At 66.4% G+C, this 16339-nt stretch carries 14 protein-coding genes; 13 read left to right on the forward strand and 1 reads right to left on the reverse strand.

Going from position 1 to position 16339, the window contains the following annotated elements; translation table 11 throughout:
* The first annotated feature begins 228 nt into the window (after window positions 1–228).
* The 13 genes from hutI to VJ673_RS00740 all read left to right on the forward strand — a co-directional run bounded on the left by hutI (window position 229) and on the right by VJ673_RS00740 (window position 15739).
* Window positions 229–1458, forward strand: a complete 1230-nt coding sequence (gene hutI, locus VJ673_RS00680; protein WP_324124078.1) for an imidazolonepropionase — start codon at window positions 229–231, stop codon at window positions 1456–1458.
* On the forward strand, window positions 1448–2395 hold the full coding sequence (gene hutG, locus VJ673_RS00685) for a formimidoylglutamase (protein ID WP_324124079.1): 948 nt from the start codon (window positions 1448–1450) through the stop codon (window positions 2393–2395). The genes hutI and hutG overlap by 11 nt, the downstream gene beginning before the upstream one ends.
* Before the next feature lie 45 nt (window positions 2396–2440).
* A complete protein-coding gene (hutU, locus tag VJ673_RS00690; protein WP_324124080.1) occupies window positions 2441–4132 on the forward strand; it encodes a urocanate hydratase in 1692 nt (563 codons plus the stop codon).
* A 1-nt stretch (window position 4133) separates the two neighbouring features.
* Window positions 4134–5693 carry a histidine ammonia-lyase gene (gene hutH, locus VJ673_RS00695; RefSeq protein WP_324124081.1) on the forward strand — a complete coding sequence of 520 codons (1560 nt, stop codon included), beginning with the start codon at window positions 4134–4136 and terminating at the stop codon, window positions 5691–5693.
* Window positions 5694–5781: 88 nt separating this feature from the next.
* Entirely contained in the window at window positions 5782–7779 is a 1998-nt protein-coding gene (locus VJ673_RS00700) for an ATP-binding protein (RefSeq protein ID WP_324124082.1), read from the forward strand.
* Window positions 7780–7903: 124 nt separating this feature from the next.
* Entirely contained in the window at window positions 7904–9058 is a 1155-nt protein-coding gene (locus VJ673_RS00705) for an amino acid ABC transporter substrate-binding protein (protein WP_324124083.1), read from the forward strand.
* A gap of 10 nt (window positions 9059–9068) precedes the next feature.
* Window positions 9069–10706, forward strand: a complete 1638-nt coding sequence (locus tag VJ673_RS00710) for an ATP-binding protein (RefSeq protein ID WP_324124084.1) — start codon at window positions 9069–9071, stop codon at window positions 10704–10706.
* A 66-nt stretch (window positions 10707–10772) separates the two neighbouring features.
* On the forward strand, window positions 10773–11486 hold the full coding sequence (gene hutC / locus VJ673_RS00715; protein ID WP_324124085.1) for a histidine utilization transcriptional repressor HutC: 714 nt from the start codon (window positions 10773–10775) through the stop codon (window positions 11484–11486).
* Window positions 11487–11628: 142 nt separating this feature from the next.
* Window positions 11629–12714: a pyruvate dehydrogenase (acetyl-transferring) E1 component subunit alpha gene (pdhA, locus tag VJ673_RS00720; protein ID WP_324124086.1), complete on the forward strand. Its 1086-nt coding sequence runs from the start codon at window positions 11629–11631 to the stop codon at window positions 12712–12714.
* Window positions 12707–13687 (forward strand): alpha-ketoacid dehydrogenase subunit beta, encoded by a 981-nt coding sequence (locus VJ673_RS00725; RefSeq protein WP_324124087.1) that lies wholly within the window; start codon window positions 12707–12709, stop codon window positions 13685–13687. The genes pdhA and VJ673_RS00725 overlap by 8 nt, the downstream gene beginning before the upstream one ends.
* Window positions 13684–14784: a dihydrolipoamide acetyltransferase family protein gene (locus tag VJ673_RS00730; RefSeq protein WP_324124088.1), complete on the forward strand. Its 1101-nt coding sequence runs from the start codon at window positions 13684–13686 to the stop codon at window positions 14782–14784. Before VJ673_RS00725 ends, VJ673_RS00730 begins: the two co-directional genes overlap by 4 nt.
* A 188-nt stretch (window positions 14785–14972) precedes the next feature.
* Window positions 14973–15263, forward strand: coding sequence for an SPFH domain-containing protein (locus VJ673_RS00735; protein WP_324124089.1), 291 nt, complete (start codon window positions 14973–14975; stop codon window positions 15261–15263).
* Window positions 15264–15280: 17 nt separating this feature from the next.
* The gene (locus VJ673_RS00740; protein WP_324124090.1) at window positions 15281–15739 is read left to right on the forward strand and encodes a C-GCAxxG-C-C family protein; all 459 of its coding nucleotides are present in this window, start codon (window positions 15281–15283) and stop codon (window positions 15737–15739) included.
* 109 nt (window positions 15740–15848) lie between these two features.
* Here VJ673_RS00740 and VJ673_RS00745 read toward each other — a convergent pair whose 3' ends face one another.
* The gene (locus tag VJ673_RS00745; protein ID WP_324124091.1) at window positions 15849–16262 is read right to left on the reverse strand and encodes a VOC family protein; all 414 of its coding nucleotides are present in this window, start codon (window positions 16260–16262) and stop codon (window positions 15849–15851) included.
* Window positions 16263–16339: the final 77 nt, after the last annotated feature.

Raw genomic sequence — 16339 nt, forward strand, 5'->3', positions numbered from 1 at the left:
ACCATCGGGGATCGCACGCGCGGAGGACCGGTCGAACTCAGGCGTAGTCTCCGCGTGGCTGTGCAGATCCTGTCGGGCAGACCTACACTTTCTCCATATTCCACTCGCCTCGGCAGGTCAGAATGTCCTTCGCCGACCCTTCCACGTCACGACCGAAAGAAGTCGCGCCTCGTTGACGCCTCTTGGGCGCGCGCTTTATTGTATATACAACTTGATCAGGAGCCCTCCATGGCCGACCCCCACCGATCTCGCCTCCTGTGGCGCGACATCACTGTCTTCGACGGGCAGCAGGAGCTGTCCGACCCGATGGCGGTGCTCGTCGCCGACGGCCGTATCGCGAAGCTTTGCCGCGATGCCGAACTCGATCTCACGGACCTTTCCGACGTCACCGACATGGGGCGTGGCGGCGTGATGACGCCCGGCTTGGTCGATTGCCACACGCATCTCGTCTTTGCGGGTTCGCGCGCCGGCGAATTCGCGCTGCGTCTAGAAGGGGCGAGCTACGCGGAAGTCGCGCAGGCGGGCGGCGGCATTCTTTCCACCGTTCGCGCGACACGTGAGGCCAGCGAGGACGAGCTCGTGGCGGCCACGCTGCCCCGCCTCGAAGCGCTCGTCGCCGAGGGTGTGACGACGGTCGAGATCAAGTCCGGCTACGGGCTGACGGTCGCGGACGAGCTGAAGATGCTGCGCGCCGCACGCCGGCTCGCCGAGATCCAGCCGGTCCGCGTCGTGACGACGCTCCTCGGCGCCCACGCCCTGCCGCCCGAATTCCAGGACGACAGCGACGGCTACATCCGCCTCGTCTGCAACGAGATGATCCCGTCGGCCGCGGCGGAAGGTCTCGCCGATGCAGTCGACGTCTTCTGCGAGGGCATCGCATTCAGCCCGACCCAGTGTGAGCGCGTCTTCGCCGCGGCGGCGCGCCACGGGCTACGCGTCAAGGCCCACGCTGAGCAGCTTTCCAACCTCGGCGGAGCGGCGCTCGCGGCTCGTCACGGCGCGCTGTCGGCCGACCACATCGAATATCTCGACGACGCCGGGGTCGAATCGATGGCGGAGGCCGGCACCGTCGCGACCTTGCTGCCCGGCGCTTTCCTCACGCTACGCGAGTCGCAGCAGCCGCCGGTCGATGCACTGCGCCGTTACGGCGTGCCGATCGCGGTGGCGACCGACGCGAATCCCGGCAGTTCGCCGATGTTCATGCCGACGCTGATGCTGAACCTCGCGTGCACGCTGTTCCGCCTGACGCCGCGCGAAGCGCTCGCGGGCATGACGGCGAACGGCGCACGGGCGCTGAACCTCGCGGACGCCGGTCGCATCGCGGAAGGCCTGCGCGCCGACCTGTGCGTGTGGGACGTCGAGCGCTCGAACGAACTCGCGTACGCGGTACAGGCGGGCCGGCTGCGGCAGCGGATTTTCGACGGAAAGCTCACACAGGACCGCAGCCATGAACGCTGACCGTCCCACCCTCACCTCCTGGACCGGCCGCGTCGACCCGGAACCCGACACCCTGCGCTGGCATCAGGTCATCCGCTCGATCGAGGACGCGGACCGCCCCGGCATCGCGTTGGTCGGCTTCGCCTGCGACGAAGGCGTGCGGCGCAACCAGGGACGTCCGGGCGCCGCTCACGCACCCGATGCGATCCGCAAGGCGCTCGCCAACGTCGCGTGGCATCGCGAAGGCCCGGCCTTCGACGCAGGAGACGTCGTCTGCGACGACGGCGGCCTCGAAGCCGCCCAGTCGCGTCTCGCCGAGAACGTCACCGCGCTGCTCGCCGCCGGACATTTCCCGATCGTGATGGGCGGCGGCCACGAAGTCGCCTACGGCAGCTGGGAAGGACTCGCCGCCCACCTCGCACGAACGACAAGCCACGCCCCGCGCATCGGCATCGTCAATTTCGACGCGCACTTCGACCTGCGCGACCCGGCGCCGGTGCATTCGTCCGGCACACCTTTCACACAGATCGCCGAAGCCTGCGCAATTCGCGGCTGGCCCTTCCGTTACGCCTGCATCGGCGTGAGTCGCGCCTCGAACACGCCAGCGCTCTTCCGACGCGCCGCCGACCTCGACGTGCTGGTCCGCGAAGATCGCGAGATCACGCCCACAGGTCTCCCGGACATCGCCAAGGCACTGGATGCCTTCGTCACCGACTGCGACCACGTCCACCTGACGATAGACCTCGACGTACTGCCCGCGTGGGAAGCGCCCGGCGTCAGCGCACCGGCCGCGCACGGCGTACCGATCGCGCTGCTCGAACCGCTCGTCGAGCGCGTGCGCGACAGCGGCAAAGTCCGTCTCGCCGAGCTCGCCGAGCTCAACCCCGAATTCGATCTCGACCACCGCACGGCCCGCGTCGCCGCGCGGCTGATCCACACCCTGACGCTGAACGGCTGAAGCCAAGGCCGTCACCCAACGACGAATACACCAGAGGAGAACACGATGAGCCATCCCGATCCCCGCCACGACCCGAGTCGCAGGATCGCTGCGCCGACCGGCACCGAGCGCAGCGCGAAGAGCTGGCTCACCGAAGCGCCGCTGCGCATGCTGATGAACAACCTCGACCCGGCGGTCGCCGAGAATCCCGCGGACCTCGTCGTCTATGGCGGCATCGGGCGTGCGGCACGCGACTGGCAATGCTTCGACAAGATTGTCGAAGTGCTGCGCCGCTTGGAGGACAACCAGACGCTGCTGATCCAGTCCGGCAAGCCGGTCGGTGTGTTCGAAACCCACCGTGATGCCCCGCGCGTGCTGCTCGCGAACTCGAACCTCGTCCCCGCGTGGGCGAACTGGGAGCACTTCAACGAGCTCGATCGCAAGGGCCTGATGATGTACGGCCAGATGACCGCGGGCTCGTGGATCTACATCGGCTCCCAGGGCATCGTGCAGGGCACCTACGAGACCTTCGTCGAAGCCGGCCGCCAGCACTACGGCGGCGACCTGAAGGGACGCTGGGTGCTGACCGCGGGCCTCGGCGGCATGGGCGGCGCGCAGCCGCTCGCCGCGACGCTCGCAGGCGCCTGCGCGCTGGTCGTCGAATGTCAACAGTCGCGCATCGACTTCCGGCTCCGCACCCGCTACCTCGACGAACAGGCGACCGACCTCGACGACGCGCTGGTCCGCATCGAACGCTACACCCGGCAAGGCGCGGCCAAGTCGATCGGCCTGTGCGCGAACGCCGCCGACGTCCTGCCCGAACTCGTGCGCCGCGGCGTGCGCCCGGACATGGTCACCGACCAGACGAGCGCCCACGACCCGCTGCATGGCTACCTGCCTCTCGGCTGGACCTGGGACGAGTATGTCGCACGCGGCAAGAGCGAGCCCGAAGCCGTCGTCACCGCCGCGAAGCGCTCGATGGCGCAGCACGTGCGCGCAATGCTTCAGTACCACGCGATGGGCGTGCCGACCTTCGACTACGGCAACAACATCCGCCAGATGGCACTCGAGGAAGGCGTCGCCAATGCCTTCGACTTCCCCGGCTTCGTCCCCGCCTACATCCGGCCGCTCTTCTGCCAGGGCATCGGCCCCTTCCGCTGGGTGGCCCTGTCCGGCGACCCCGAGGACATCTACAAGACCGACGCGAAGGTGAAGGAGCTGATCCCCGACAACCCGCACCTGCACCGCTGGCTCGACATGGCGCGCGAGCGCATCGCCTTCCAGGGCCTGCCGGCACGCATCTGCTGGGTCGGCCTGAAGGACCGCGCGCGCCTCGGCCAGGCTTTCAACGAGATGGTCGCAACGGGCGAGTTGAAAGCCCCGATCGTCATCGGCCGCGACCACCTCGACTCCGGCTCGGTCGCGAGCCCCAACCGCGAGACCGAAAGTATGCTCGACGGCTCGGACGCGGTCTCCGACTGGCCGCTGCTCAACGCGCTCCTCAACACCGCGGGCGGAGCGACCTGGGTGTCGTTGCACCACGGCGGCGGCGTCGGCATGGGTTACTCCCAGCACGCAGGCGTCGTCATCGTCGCAGACGGCACACCCGAAGCGCACGTTCGCCTCGGCCGCGTGCTGCGCAACGACCCGGGCACCGGGGTCATGCGCCACGCGGATGCTGGTTACGAATCCGCCCGCGACTGCGCGCGCGACAACGGCCTCGACCTGCCGATGCTCGATGCGGCGAAAGGAGCCTGACGTGGCCGAATCGAACCTCAACGCCCGCATTGACCTCACACTCGTCCCGGGCGAGCTCACGCTCGCGCAACTGCGCTTCGCCTACCTGCATCCCCTGCGCGTGACACTGCCGGAAACCGCATCCCCCGCGATCGAGCGCAGCGTCGCCTGCGTACGCCGCGTCATCGACGAGGATCGGGTCGCTTACGGCATCAACACCGGCTTCGGCCTCCTCGCGCAGACGCATATCGCGCACAAAGACCTCGAAACCCTGCAGCGCTCGCTCGTGCTGTCGCACGCCTGCGGGGTCGGCGAAGCGCTCGACGACGCGACCGTGCGCCTAATCCTGCTGATGAAGGTGAACAGCCTCGCGCGCGGCTTCTCCGGCATCCGCCGTGAAGTCATCGACGCGCTGATCGCGCTGATCAATGCCGACGTCTATCCCGAGATCCCCGCGAAGGGCTCGGTCGGCGCGTCGGGCGACCTGGCGCCGCTCGCCCACATGTCGCTGACGCTGCTCGGTGAAGGCCGCGCGCGCCATCGCGGCAAGTGGCTGTCCGCGCGCGAAGCGCTTGCGGTGGCCGGCCTCCAGCCGCTGACGCTCGCCGCCAAGGAAGGCCTCGCGCTGCTCAACGGCACGCAGGTCTCGACCGCCTACGCGCTGCGCGGTCTCTTCGACGCCGAAGACCTCTATGCCGCCGCGACCGTCTGCGGCAGCCTCACGATCGAAGCGGCCCTGGGCTCGCGCGTACCGTTCGACGCCCGTATTCACGCCGCGCGCGGCCAGCGCGGCCAGATCGACGCGGCCGCGGCCTACCGATTCCTCCTCGAAGACAGCAGCGAGATCGCGCAGTCCCACGTTGCCTGCGGCAAGGTGCAGGACCCCTACTCGCTGCGCTGCCAGCCGCAAGTGATGGGCGCCTGCCTGACGCAGATCCGCCAGGCCGCCGAAGTGCTCGAGGTCGAGGCCAACGCCGTCTCGGACAATCCGCTGGTGTTTGCCGACGAGGACGACATCCTCTCCGGCGGCAACTTCCATGCCGAACCGGTCGCGATGGCCGCGGACAACCTCGCGTTGGCAATCGCCGAGATCGGCGCGCTCGCCGAGCGGCGCATCTCGCTGCTGATGGACAAGAACATGTCCCAGCTGCCCGCCTTCCTCGTCGCCAATGGCGGCGTCAATTCCGGCTTCATGATCGCGCAGGTGACGGCCGCCGCGCTCGCGAGCGACAACAAGGCGCTGGCCCACCCCGCGAGCGTCGACAGCCTGCCGACCTCCGCGAACCAGGAAGACCACGTCTCGATGGCTCCCAACGCCGGCCGCCGTCTGTGGGCGATGGCCGACAACGTGCGCGGCATCCTCGCGGTCGAATGGCTTGCCGCCTGCCAGGGCCTCGACTTCCGCAATGGCCGCAAAAGCTCGCCCAAGCTCGAGGAAGCCCGCGCCGCACTGCGGGCGAAAGTGCCCTTCTACGACGTCGATCGCTACTTCGCGCCGGACATCGCCGCGGCCACTTCACTACTGGCCGAGCGCACCCTGTCCGCGCTCATGCCAAAGGGATTACTGCCATCGCTAGATTAAGGACAAATGCATTGCCCGAAAGACCTCGCTGGTAACATGGTTTACGCTTATAATTCAAGCTTATGTGACCTCGCTGCCTGACACCTCGATGACGATCGCCGCAAAAATCCGGTTCAGCTACCTTCTTCTAGGTATGCTCGCGCTCATCATCGGGGTACTGGGCCACCGCGAAATCACGCGCGTCGGGGAAGAGTTCGACTACGCGGTCAATCGCACCCAACCTATCGTGTCGGCGCTTCAGGAAATTCGATACCAGGCCATGCGCGTCGAAGCGGTAGCGCATGGCCATCATTGGGACGCCGTGACCAGCGATGACGGGCCGCCCACAAAGGTGGCGCTCTCTCCGCTCGACGCCTTGATCAAGGCCGATGAAGGCTACCGCGAACTGATGGATCGTTATTTCGCGAACGAGCTGGATATGGCCGCGCCGGTCCATGCCGGCGTCGCGAATCTGCACGCGCTCGCGCGCAAGCATGAGCGAGCCGCTGCAACGAGCACGCGGCAGGCGGACATGGAACGGGATAAGGCGCTGAACGCCCTCCTCGCTGCCGTTGACGCCGCCCTGCAGTGCGAGTCCGCTGAATTCCAGGAGTATCAGGAGACCGTCACAACGACGGTCGCCGAACACGCGCGGACCGTCGTCATCGGCACCGTTCTCGCACTGCTCGCCACCTTGCTCGGCGGGATCTACTTCAGCCGGCGCCTGACCCGCCCGATCGTGGCGCTGCGCGACGTCGCAACCGGGCTGGGAGGCGGCAACCTCCAACTGCGCGCACAGATCACGGCCAAGGACGAAATCGGCGACCTCGCGGGCGCCTTCAACGACATGGCGCAAGCGCTGGACAACACCATGGTGTCCCGCCAGCACCTCGAAGCGATCATCAACTCGATGAGCGAAGGCGTACTCGTGGTTGACCAGAGTGGCCGGGTACAGCGCATGAACCGCACGGCCCGTGAACTGCTCTCCGTTCCCCCGAGCTCCGTTGGCGATTCGCCCGCCACCGACCTGCTGTCGACCGCCGGAGACTGGTTGGCATGTGCGGACGAACCGTCGGAACTCGCCGCGCGCGAAATCGAGCTTCCGCGGCCCAGCGGTGTGCCGCTGTCGCTTCTGCTCGCGGTGTCGCCGATTCTCGATGGCAATACGACGGGCGGCAAGGTCGTAACCCTGGTCGACATCAGCGAGCGCAAGCGCGCCGAAGCCGAGATCCGTAATCGCGCTGAAGAACTGCATCGGCTGAACCGACGCCTCGAACAGACCACCGCCCAATTGCTGCAGTCGGAGAAGCTTGCGGCCGTCGGCCAGCTTGCAGCGGGCATCGCCGAAGAAATCGATAGCCCCATCGGTTTCGTCACCGGGAATCTCGGCGTACTGCACAATCAGCTGCGCAAGCTGCTGCAAGTATTGGCGGTGTACGAGCGGCATGAAGCCGTGATGCGGACCGACGCGAGCGCGGCGCGGGAAATCGACGATGTGCGGCAGCAGCTCGATCTCGACCAACTGAAGGAGAACTCGGTGGCCCTGCTCCGCGAATCCCGCGATGGGCTCACGCATGTGCGCCGGATCGTGCAGGACATCGAGGAATTCTCCCACGCCGGCAACGGCGACTGGCAAATGGTGGATCTGCACAAGACCATCGACTCCACGCTCAACGTCGTGTGGAACGAGATCAAGTACAAGGCCAACGTAGTCAAGAACTTCGGCCTGCTGCCCAAGATCGAGTGCCTGCCGTCCGAACTCAAGCAGGTGTTCATGCACCTGCTGGTCAATGCGGCCCACGCCATCTGCGACAAGGGCACGATCACCATCCGTACCGCCGCGGCGGGCCCCGAGCAGGTGGAGATCGAGATCGCCGACGACGGCAAGGGGATCGCACCCGGACATCTCTCGCGGATTTTCGAGCCCTTCTTTACGACCAAGCCGACCGGCCAGGGCGCGGGGCTCGGGCTTTCGCTCAGCTACGGCATCGTCCGCAAGCATCACGGCACGATCGAGGTCGACAGCACGCCGGGCAAAGGCACGCGCTTTCGCATCTGCCTGCCGATCCGCCAGGCGTGCGAGGCCGCCTTGAAAGAGAGCGCCTGAGGCGGCATCCTCAACCACGTCGCATACCCCTTGCGGCAAATCGGCCCACAATGTCATATTGTGGTGCACAGCCGCATAGGGAGCAGGGAAGATGTCATGCGATGCGAACGGCAGGAGACGGGCCTTGCACCTCCTGGCCGGCGCGCTGCTCGCCCCGACCGCCGTCGTTCGGGGGACGGACTCCGCCCATCCACCGTTGCGGATCGGCCTCTCGCTGAGTCTCAGTGGCGCCTACGCCAACAACGGCGACATGCAGCAGAAGGCGTATCAGCTATGGGCGGCCCAAGTCAACCAGCGCGGTGGTCTGCTCGGCCGCCCCGTCGAACTGCTTGTCCGGGACGACCGCAGCACTCCGGACTTCGCCCGCGCGATCTACGAGGGGCTGATCGAACGCGACCGGGTCGACCTTGTATTCTCGCCCTTCTCCAGCGGCATCACGTACGCAGTCGCCTCGGTCGCCGACCGCTACGGCTATCCGCTGCTTGCGGCCGGCGCCGCCTCCGACGAGATATGGAAACAGGGTTACCGCTACGTCTTCGCGACGATCCCCCCCGCCAGCCGACAAACGGTGGGTTTCCTGGCGCTGCTGGCCGACAGCGCGATCCGCACCTTGGCCGTCGTCAATACGCCCGACGTGTACGCGACGGCCCTCGTCGAAGGCACCCGTAAATGGGCCACCGAATACGGCATCCGTATTGTCTCGACCCAGCAACTCGCCCCGGGAACGACCGACCTGGAGCCCGCAGCCCGCATCGCGCGCGAATCGGGCGCATCGGCCCTGCTGATGGCCGGGCAGTTCGAAGAATCCATCCGGATGACCCGGGCGTTGAAGCGCATCGGCTGGCGCCCGTCCGCGTTCTACGCTTCAGTCGGACCGACGCTCGACAAGTTTGGCGACGAACTGGCCGGGGACGCAGACCGGGTACTGGCGACGTCAACCTGGGAACCTCGCAGCGAACTGCCCTTCGCCGGCTCGGCCGACTTCATCCGCCAGTTCACCGCTCGCTTCAAGCAGCAGCCCTCCTTCCTCGCGGCCCAGGCCTATGCCGCGGGCCAGCTCCTGGAGGAGGCCTTGAAACGCGTCGGCCGCCTCGACCGCCACCTGCTGCGCGACACCTTGGCAGGCCTTGATTGCAATGTCATCATTGGCCGTTATACGGTCGATCAGGCGGGCATGCTGACGCGGCGCCCGCCGCTGATCATCCAGTGGCAAGGCGGCCGCCGTGAGATCGTCTGGCCGCCCGAAGTCCGGACGTCCGTCGCCCGGCTCGGTCGCTAGGGGACATCGTTTGTTCTTCCACCGCTACCTGACCTTCCGCATCCTCGCACCGATCATCGGCATCACGCTCCTGGTCGGCGCGGCGACCATCGGGTTCGCCCTCTACGTGACCCAGCGCTTCGCCGACAAGGAGGCCGACACCAACCTGCGCTGGCGGGCCTTCATGGTGCGTCAGATCGCAGAAGACAACCTGCGGAACATGCTGCCGCCAGGACCGGACGGCGGCGACAAGGAAATCCGGGAAAGCCGCGTCAACACGATGCTCAGCATCGAGGACTTCGCCCGCAGCCAGGGCATGCAGGTGGCGATCTACGACGAGGCACGCGAAGTTCAGATCAATCTCGGCGACCTGAACATTGCCCCGCCAAACACGCCGGCCATCGATGAAGTACAGCATCTGGAGATGGGCGGCACGCGCTTTCACACCTATACGGTCGAGTTCTCGCCATGGCGGTGGCGCCTCACCGTGATGCAGGACAACAGCGCCTACGAACACTTGCGCAGCGAACTGACGCAGGGCGCCTGGGTGGCCGGGACTTTCCTCGGCGGTATGGCCTTTGTCTTCATGATCTACCTCGCTGCGCTGATGCGGCACCCGATCCAGTCGATGATCGGTGATCTCAAGGCCGGCCGACCGCCCCGCTATACCGGCGTCGCCGAACTGGAGTATCTGAGCACGTCGATCAGCAAGATGATGGCGGACCTCGGGGAGAAGTCCGCGGCGCTCGAACGCTATCGCGACGAACTCGAGGAACGCGTGGAGGAGCGCACGCGCGAACTGACCGAAGCCAACGCTCGCTTGCAGCAGAGCAACGAGGAACTCGTCCGGACGCACCAACAGCTGCTGCAGTCGGAGAAGATGGCTTCGATCGGCCAGTTGGCGGCAGGTGTCGCGCACGAGATCAACAATCCGATCGGCTTTGTGACATCCAATCTCGGCACGCTCGACGAATACCTGCGTGATCTGTTGCGCGTGCTCGACACCTACGAGCGTCATGAACCCCTTGTGCGGGGCGATCACCGCGCGGCGCAGGAGATCGACAAGGTCCGCCGCGAGATCGACATCGACTACGTGCGGCAGGACGTGGTGCCGCTATTGGATGAATCCAAGGAAGGGCTCGCGCGCGTGCGCAAGATCGTCCAGGACCTGAAGGAGTTCTCCCATGTCGGCAGCGGCAACTGGCAACTCGCCGACCTGCACAAGGGCATCGAGACCACGCTGAACATCGTCTGGAACGAAATCAAGTACAAGGCCACGGTCATCAAGGAATTCGGGGATCTGCCGGAAGTGCAGTGCCTGCCCTCCGAAATGAATCAGGTCTTCATGAACATGCTCGTCAACGCCGCGCAGGCCATCCCTGAAAAAGGCACGATCACGATCCGGACCGAGGCGATGGACGGGACTGTCATGATCGAATTCGCCGATACCGGAAAGGGCATCACGCCCGAACATCTGCCGCGGCTCTTCGAACCCTTCTTCACGACGAAGCCCGTGGGCCAGGGCACCGGCCTTGGCCTGTCGCTTAGCTACGGCATCGTCCGTAAGCACCGCGGCATCATCGAAGTCGAAAGCGTGCCGGGACAAGGGGCGCTCTTCCGCATCCGCCTGCCGATCCGCCAGCCCGCGAAGGCGGAGGCGCCTGTCTGATTCGCCCGACCGGCGGCGAGCGCCGGTCTGTATCATGGAGCCATCGCAGCCCGACGAAGGACTTCCGTGGACAGCCCCGCCCCCCGCTATCAGCAGATCAAGGATTACCTGCTCGAACGGATACGCGGCGGTACCTGGCCGGCCCACCACCAGATTCCCCCGGAGGAGCAGCTCGCGCGCGACTTCGGCGTGAGCCGCATGACGGCCAACAAGGCGATCCGCGACCTCGTCCATATCGGCTACCTCGTCCGCCAGCCTGGCCTCGGAACCTTCGTCACCGACCGCAAGGCCGAATCCCCGCTGCACGAAGTGCTCAACATCGCCGCCGAAGTACGCGGCCGCGGCAACACCTACGGCAATGATGTGCTCCGCCGCGAAGCGGTCGACGCCGACGACGAGGTCGCACTGCACCTGGGCGTGCGGGTGGGTTCACGCGTCTTCCACACGCTGATCGTGCATCGCGAGAACGGCCGCCCGATCCAGCTCGAAGAGCGCTTCGTCAATCCCAAGTGGGTGCCGCACTACCTCGACACCGATTTCTCGCAGCGCACGCCGAACGAAGTCCTCGTCGCCGCCAGCCCGATCTCGGACGTCGAGCACGTCGTCGAAGCGGTCCTCGTCGACGCGCAGACCGCGGCCTGGCTCGACACCACGACGGCGACGCCCTGCCTGCTGATGGTCCGCCGCACTTGGTCGGACGAACATCTCGTCAGCTACGCACGCCTGACGCATCCCGGGGACCGCTACAAGCTGCGCTCGACGATGCGCAGCCGGCCCTGATCTGCACGAGTCCATCGCGATACAGTCGAGCATGAAAATTCGCACGCCGGAGTAACAATTTTCCCTGCCTACGGTCGTCCGGCGAACCGATACCGGGTAGCGGTGGTCTAGACTGCAGCAAACCGGGAGCAAGGAGCTAGCCATGACTACCGTCGGTCAGTTCCAGGTCGAGTACACCCGATTTCTCGACCCTCAAGGCGAGGCGACGCAAGCCCTACCGGACTTCGCGCTGGACCCTGAAAACCTGATCCCGCTCTACCGGGCGATGCAGCTCACGCGCGTCTTCGACACGAAGGCGATCGCGATGCAGCGCACCGGCAAGATCGGAACCTTCGCATCCGCCCTCGGGCAGGAGGCGATCGGCGTCGGCACCGCGAGCGCGATGCGCCCCGAAGACGTCCTCGTCCCCTCCTACCGCGATCACGCAGCGCAGTTCGTCCGCGGCGTGACGATGACGGAAAGCCTGCTCTATTGGGGCGGCGACGAGGAAGGCAGCAACTTTGCCGTGCCGCGCCTGGACTTCCCGATCTGCGTGCCGATCGCGACCCAGGTGTGTCACGCAGCGGGCATCGCCTACGCCTTCAAGCTGCGCAAGGAGCCCCGTGTCGCGGCCTGCTTCCTCGGCGACGGCGCGACCTCGAAGGGCGACTTCTACGAGGGGCTCAACATTGCCGCCGTCTGGAAGGCGCCGCTGGTCGTCGTCGTGAACAACAACCAGTGGGCGATCTCGGTGCCGCGCTCCTTGCAGACCGTCACGCCGACGCTCGCGCAGAAAGCGATCGCGGCCGGCGTCGAAGGCTGGCAGGTCGACGGCAACGACATCGTCGCGATGTACGACGCGGCGCACCGCGCGATGGAAAAGGCGCGCAAGGGCGGCGGCCCGACGCTGATCGAGGCGCTCAGCTACCGCCTCGGCGACCACACGACCGCGGACGACGCGAGCCGCTACCGCGACGCGGCGACCGTCGAGACGCAGTGGGCCAACGAACCGATCCGCCGGCTGCGGAACTATCTCGTTCGAATCAAGGCCTGGGGTCCGCAGCAGGAAGAGCAGATGCTGAAGGAATGCGGCGAGGCGGTCGCAAAAGCCGTCGACGACTATCTCGCGACGCCGCCGCCGACCACGAGTGCGATGTTCGACAACCTGTTCGCGACCCTGCCCGCGGCGATGCAGTCGCAACTCGACGAGGCGCTCCACGCGGCCGCCGAAGGAGGCGATCATGGCTGAGCTCAATCTCGTCGAAGCGCTCAATCACGCGATGGCTTACGAGCTGGAGCACGATCCCGCTGTCGTCCTGCTGGGCGAAGACATCGGCGTCAATGGCGGCGTGTTCCGTGCGACCGTCGGCCTGCAGCAACGCTTCGGCACCGAGCGCGTGATCGACACTTCGCTCGCCGAAACGGCGATCGCCGGCACTGCGATCGGCATGGCGGCGATGGGACTGAAGCCGGTCGCAGAGATCCAGTTCTCGGGCTTCATCTACCCGACCGTCGACCACATCATCAACCACGCCGGAAGGCTGCGTAACCGCACGCGCGGACGGTTGACCTGCCCGATGGTGCTGCGCTCGCCCAGCGGCGCCGGCATCCACGCGCCAGAGCACCACTCGGAAAGCCCCGAGGCGATGTTCGCGCACATGCCCGGACTGCGCGTCGTGATGCCTTCGTCGCCCTTGCGCGCCTATGGCCTGCTGCTCGCGTCGATCCGCGATCCCGACCCGGTGATCTTCCTCGAACCCACGCGGCTGTACCGACTCTTCAAGCAGGAAGTCGCCGATGACGGCGAAGCGCTGCCGCTCGACGTGTGCTTCACGCTGCGGGCGGGCACCGACGTCACGCTCGTGAGCTGGGGCGCGATGGTGCATGAAACGCTCCTGGCCGCAGACGCGCTCGAGCAGGAAGGCATCTCGGCCGAAGTGATCGACATCGCGACGCTGAAGCCGCTCGACATGACGACGATCCTCGAATCGGTGAGCCGCACCGGGCGCTGCGTGATCGTGCAGGAGGCGCCGCGCACTGCCGGCTTCGGCGCCGAAGTGGCTGCGAACCTCGCCGAACATGGGCTTTACTCGCTGCTCGCCCCGGTGCAGCGCGTCACCGGCTACGACGTGGTGGTGCCGCTGTCGCGCCTGGAGCAACAGTACATGCCGAGCGTCGCGCGCATCGTCGCCGGCGTCAGGAAAACGATGGAGGCCGCATGAAAATCTTCAAGCTGCCCGATCTGGGCGAAGGTCTGCAGGAAGCGGAGGTCGTCGAGTGGCACGTGAAGGTCGGCGACGAGATCAAGGCTGATCAGCCGCTGATCTCCGTCGAAACGGCCAAGGCGATCGTCGAGATCCCATCACCGCAGGCGGGACGCATCGAGAAGCTTTTTGCCGATGTCGGCCAGCTGGTGCATGTCGGCGCGCCGCTCGTCGGCTTCGAGGGTGCCGAGGATGCCGATGCCGGCACCGTCGTCGGCGCGATGCAGGTCGGGCATCAGGTGAAGCAGGAAGCGCCCGCTGCCGTCGGCGCGCGGGGCGCCACGATCAAGGCGACGCCCGCGGTGCGCGCGATGGCCCGCCAGCTCAATGTCGAACTCGCAATGGTCACCCCGTCGGGCCCCGAGGGCGTCATCACCGCGGCAGATGTGCAGCGCGTCGCGAAGATCCTTTCCGAACTCGGCCCGCCCGAGATCCTGCGCGGCGTGCGGCGCGCGATGGCGCAGAACATGGCGCTCGCCCAGGACGAAGTCGCCGCGGCGACCGTCATCGACGATGCGGACATCGACGCGTGGAAATCGGGCCAGGACATCACGATCCGCCTCGTACGTGCGCTCGTCGCCGGCTGCCGCGTCGAACCCGGCCTCAATGCTTGGTATGAGGGCCACACGATGGCTCGCCGCGTGCTGACGAAGATCGACGTCGGCATCGCCGTCGACCTCCCCGACGGGCTCTTCGTGCCGGTGCTGCGCGACGTCGCCAACCGCGATGCAGCGGACCTGCGCCGCGGCCTCGACAACATGCGCGCCGCGATCGCCTCCCGCAAGATGCCGCCCGAAGAACTGCGCGGCAACACGATCACGCTGTCGAACTTCGGCATGCTCGGCGCGAAGTACGCCGCACCGATCGTCGTGCCGCCGACCGTCGCGATCCTCGGCGCGGGGCGCGTGCACGACCAGGTGATGGCCGTCGACCGCAAACCCGTCGTCCATCGCGTGCTGCCGCTCAGCCTCACCTTCGACCACCGCGTCGTCACCGGAGGCGAAGCGGCGCGCTTCCTGGCGGCGGTGATCGGGGATCTCGCCCGGTCCGACTAGCCTACGTCGTCCCTCACGGCCGTCCCGATCTACGGACGGCCGTTTGCTTTTGTGTCCTCGCATTGATGAGCTTCCCGCGACTCGACTTCTCACAATGAATCTTCACAACTATGCAATTAGGCTAGAATGTCGGTCTGTTTCGCCAGCGTCGCAACATCCAAACGTACCCCACGACAGGGCTCCAGCCGATGCCACTGAACCAACTTCCCGCTCGCAAAGACGAAACGGTCGCCATCGCCGAAGCGGAGGCCAGCGCACGCAAGACCGCCGCCGACGGCGAAGCCCACGCCAACCTCGCCGTCGCCAAGGCCCAGGCCGAGGCGCCGCGCATCCAGAGCGCGTCGCTTGCACAGAGCAAGGACGTCCCCGAACTGCGCCGCATCGAAGTCGAGAAGACGAAGGCCGAGAAGTGGAACGGCACGCTGCCGAGCGCCATCTACTCCGGTGCGCCGATTCCGTTTCTCGATATGACGAAATGAGCGTCCCGCAACTTGCCATGAGCATCGACGCCCCCTCCTCTGCCCGCCAGCTCGCTGACGATGCCTTCTCTTCGGGCTTGTACTGCGCAGAAAGCGTCGTGGTCGCGATCGCCAGGAGCCAAGGCATCGAAAGCGAGCTGCTGCCGAAAATAGCCACCGCATTCTGCAGCGGCATGGCACGCACCTGCGGTACCTGCGGCGCGCTTACGGGGGCGATGATGGGAATCAGTCTGGCATTGGGCCGCTCGAGGGCGCTGGAACCGGTGCAGTCGTGTTACGAGGCGACCCAGCGCCTCGTCGCCGACTTTGAAAGCTGCTTCGGAGCCCGCGACTGTCACATGCTGCTTGGCTGCGATCTCGGCACACCCGAAGGCCAGGCAATTTTCCGCGAACAGAAGCTCGGCACGCGCTGCAGGACCTACACCGCCAAGGCCGCGGGAATTGCCGCGCGCATCCTGGCCCACACAAAGCCCTGATACCGGCGGGGGCTATACGGATGTTCGTGGCCAAGCCATAAAGCTCTGCCACTGACGAGAAGCCGTCGGCAGCGCGCAGGGGCGAGGCCTGCCGGCGGCCCTGCGCCCCTCAGGCGACCGCCATCACCATCCACGACACCCCGAACTTGTCGGCGACCATGCCGAAGCTCGGAGACCAGAAGGTCTTTGTGAGCGGCATCTGGACCTGACCGCCCTCGCCCAGTGCAGCGAAGACGCGTTCGGCCTCGGCGGCGTTCGGGACCGCTGCGGCGAGCGAAAAGCCCTGGAAGTTAGTCTGGCCGGTGCACCGGCCGTCCGAGGCCATCACTTCGGTGTCGCCGATGCGCAGGTTGGCGTGCATGATCTTGTCCTCGGCACCGGGCGGCACCATGCCGGGCTGGTGCGGTTCGGGGCTGTCGCTGAAGCGCATCATCATCGTGACCTCGGCCCCGAGCACCTTGCCGTAGAACTCGAGCGCCTCTTCGCAACGTCCGTCGAAGAACAGATAGGGCTGGACTTTCATGGTTCGACTCCTCTCTCTGTGGGTGAGCGACCGGAAGCCGGTTCGCCGGCTGAGCTATCGTTATAGCAGCAGCGGCG

This window comes from Aromatoleum sp., from assembly GCF_035254505.1.
GTDB lineage: Bacteria > Pseudomonadota > Gammaproteobacteria > Burkholderiales > Rhodocyclaceae > Aromatoleum.

What these genes read in the sequence shown, in the direction of transcription:
- VJ673_RS00700 (WP_324124082.1), top strand. Translation starts at nt 5,782, where the DNA reads ATGACGATCGCCGCAAAAATCCGGTTCAGCTACCTTCTTCTAGGTATG.
- hutG (WP_324124079.1), top strand. Translation starts at nt 1,448, where the DNA reads ATGAACGCTGACCGTCCCACCCTCACCTCCTGGACCGGCCGCGTCGAC.
- hutU (WP_324124080.1), top strand. Translation starts at nt 2,441, where the DNA reads ATGAGCCATCCCGATCCCCGCCACGACCCGAGTCGCAGGATCGCTGCG.
- VJ673_RS00725 (WP_324124087.1), top strand. Translation starts at nt 12,707, where the DNA reads ATGGCTGAGCTCAATCTCGTCGAAGCGCTCAATCACGCGATGGCTTAC.
- VJ673_RS00740 (WP_324124090.1), top strand. Translation starts at nt 15,281, where the DNA reads ATGAGCATCGACGCCCCCTCCTCTGCCCGCCAGCTCGCTGACGATGCC.
- VJ673_RS00745 (WP_324124091.1), bottom strand. Translation starts at nt 16,262, where the DNA reads ATGAAAGTCCAGCCCTATCTGTTCTTCGACGGACGTTGCGAAGAGGCG.
- VJ673_RS00735 (WP_324124089.1), top strand. Translation starts at nt 14,973, where the DNA reads ATGCCACTGAACCAACTTCCCGCTCGCAAAGACGAAACGGTCGCCATC.
- VJ673_RS00730 (WP_324124088.1), top strand. Translation starts at nt 13,684, where the DNA reads ATGAAAATCTTCAAGCTGCCCGATCTGGGCGAAGGTCTGCAGGAAGCG.
- pdhA (WP_324124086.1), top strand. Translation starts at nt 11,629, where the DNA reads ATGACTACCGTCGGTCAGTTCCAGGTCGAGTACACCCGATTTCTCGAC.
- hutI (WP_324124078.1), top strand. Translation starts at nt 229, where the DNA reads ATGGCCGACCCCCACCGATCTCGCCTCCTGTGGCGCGACATCACTGTC.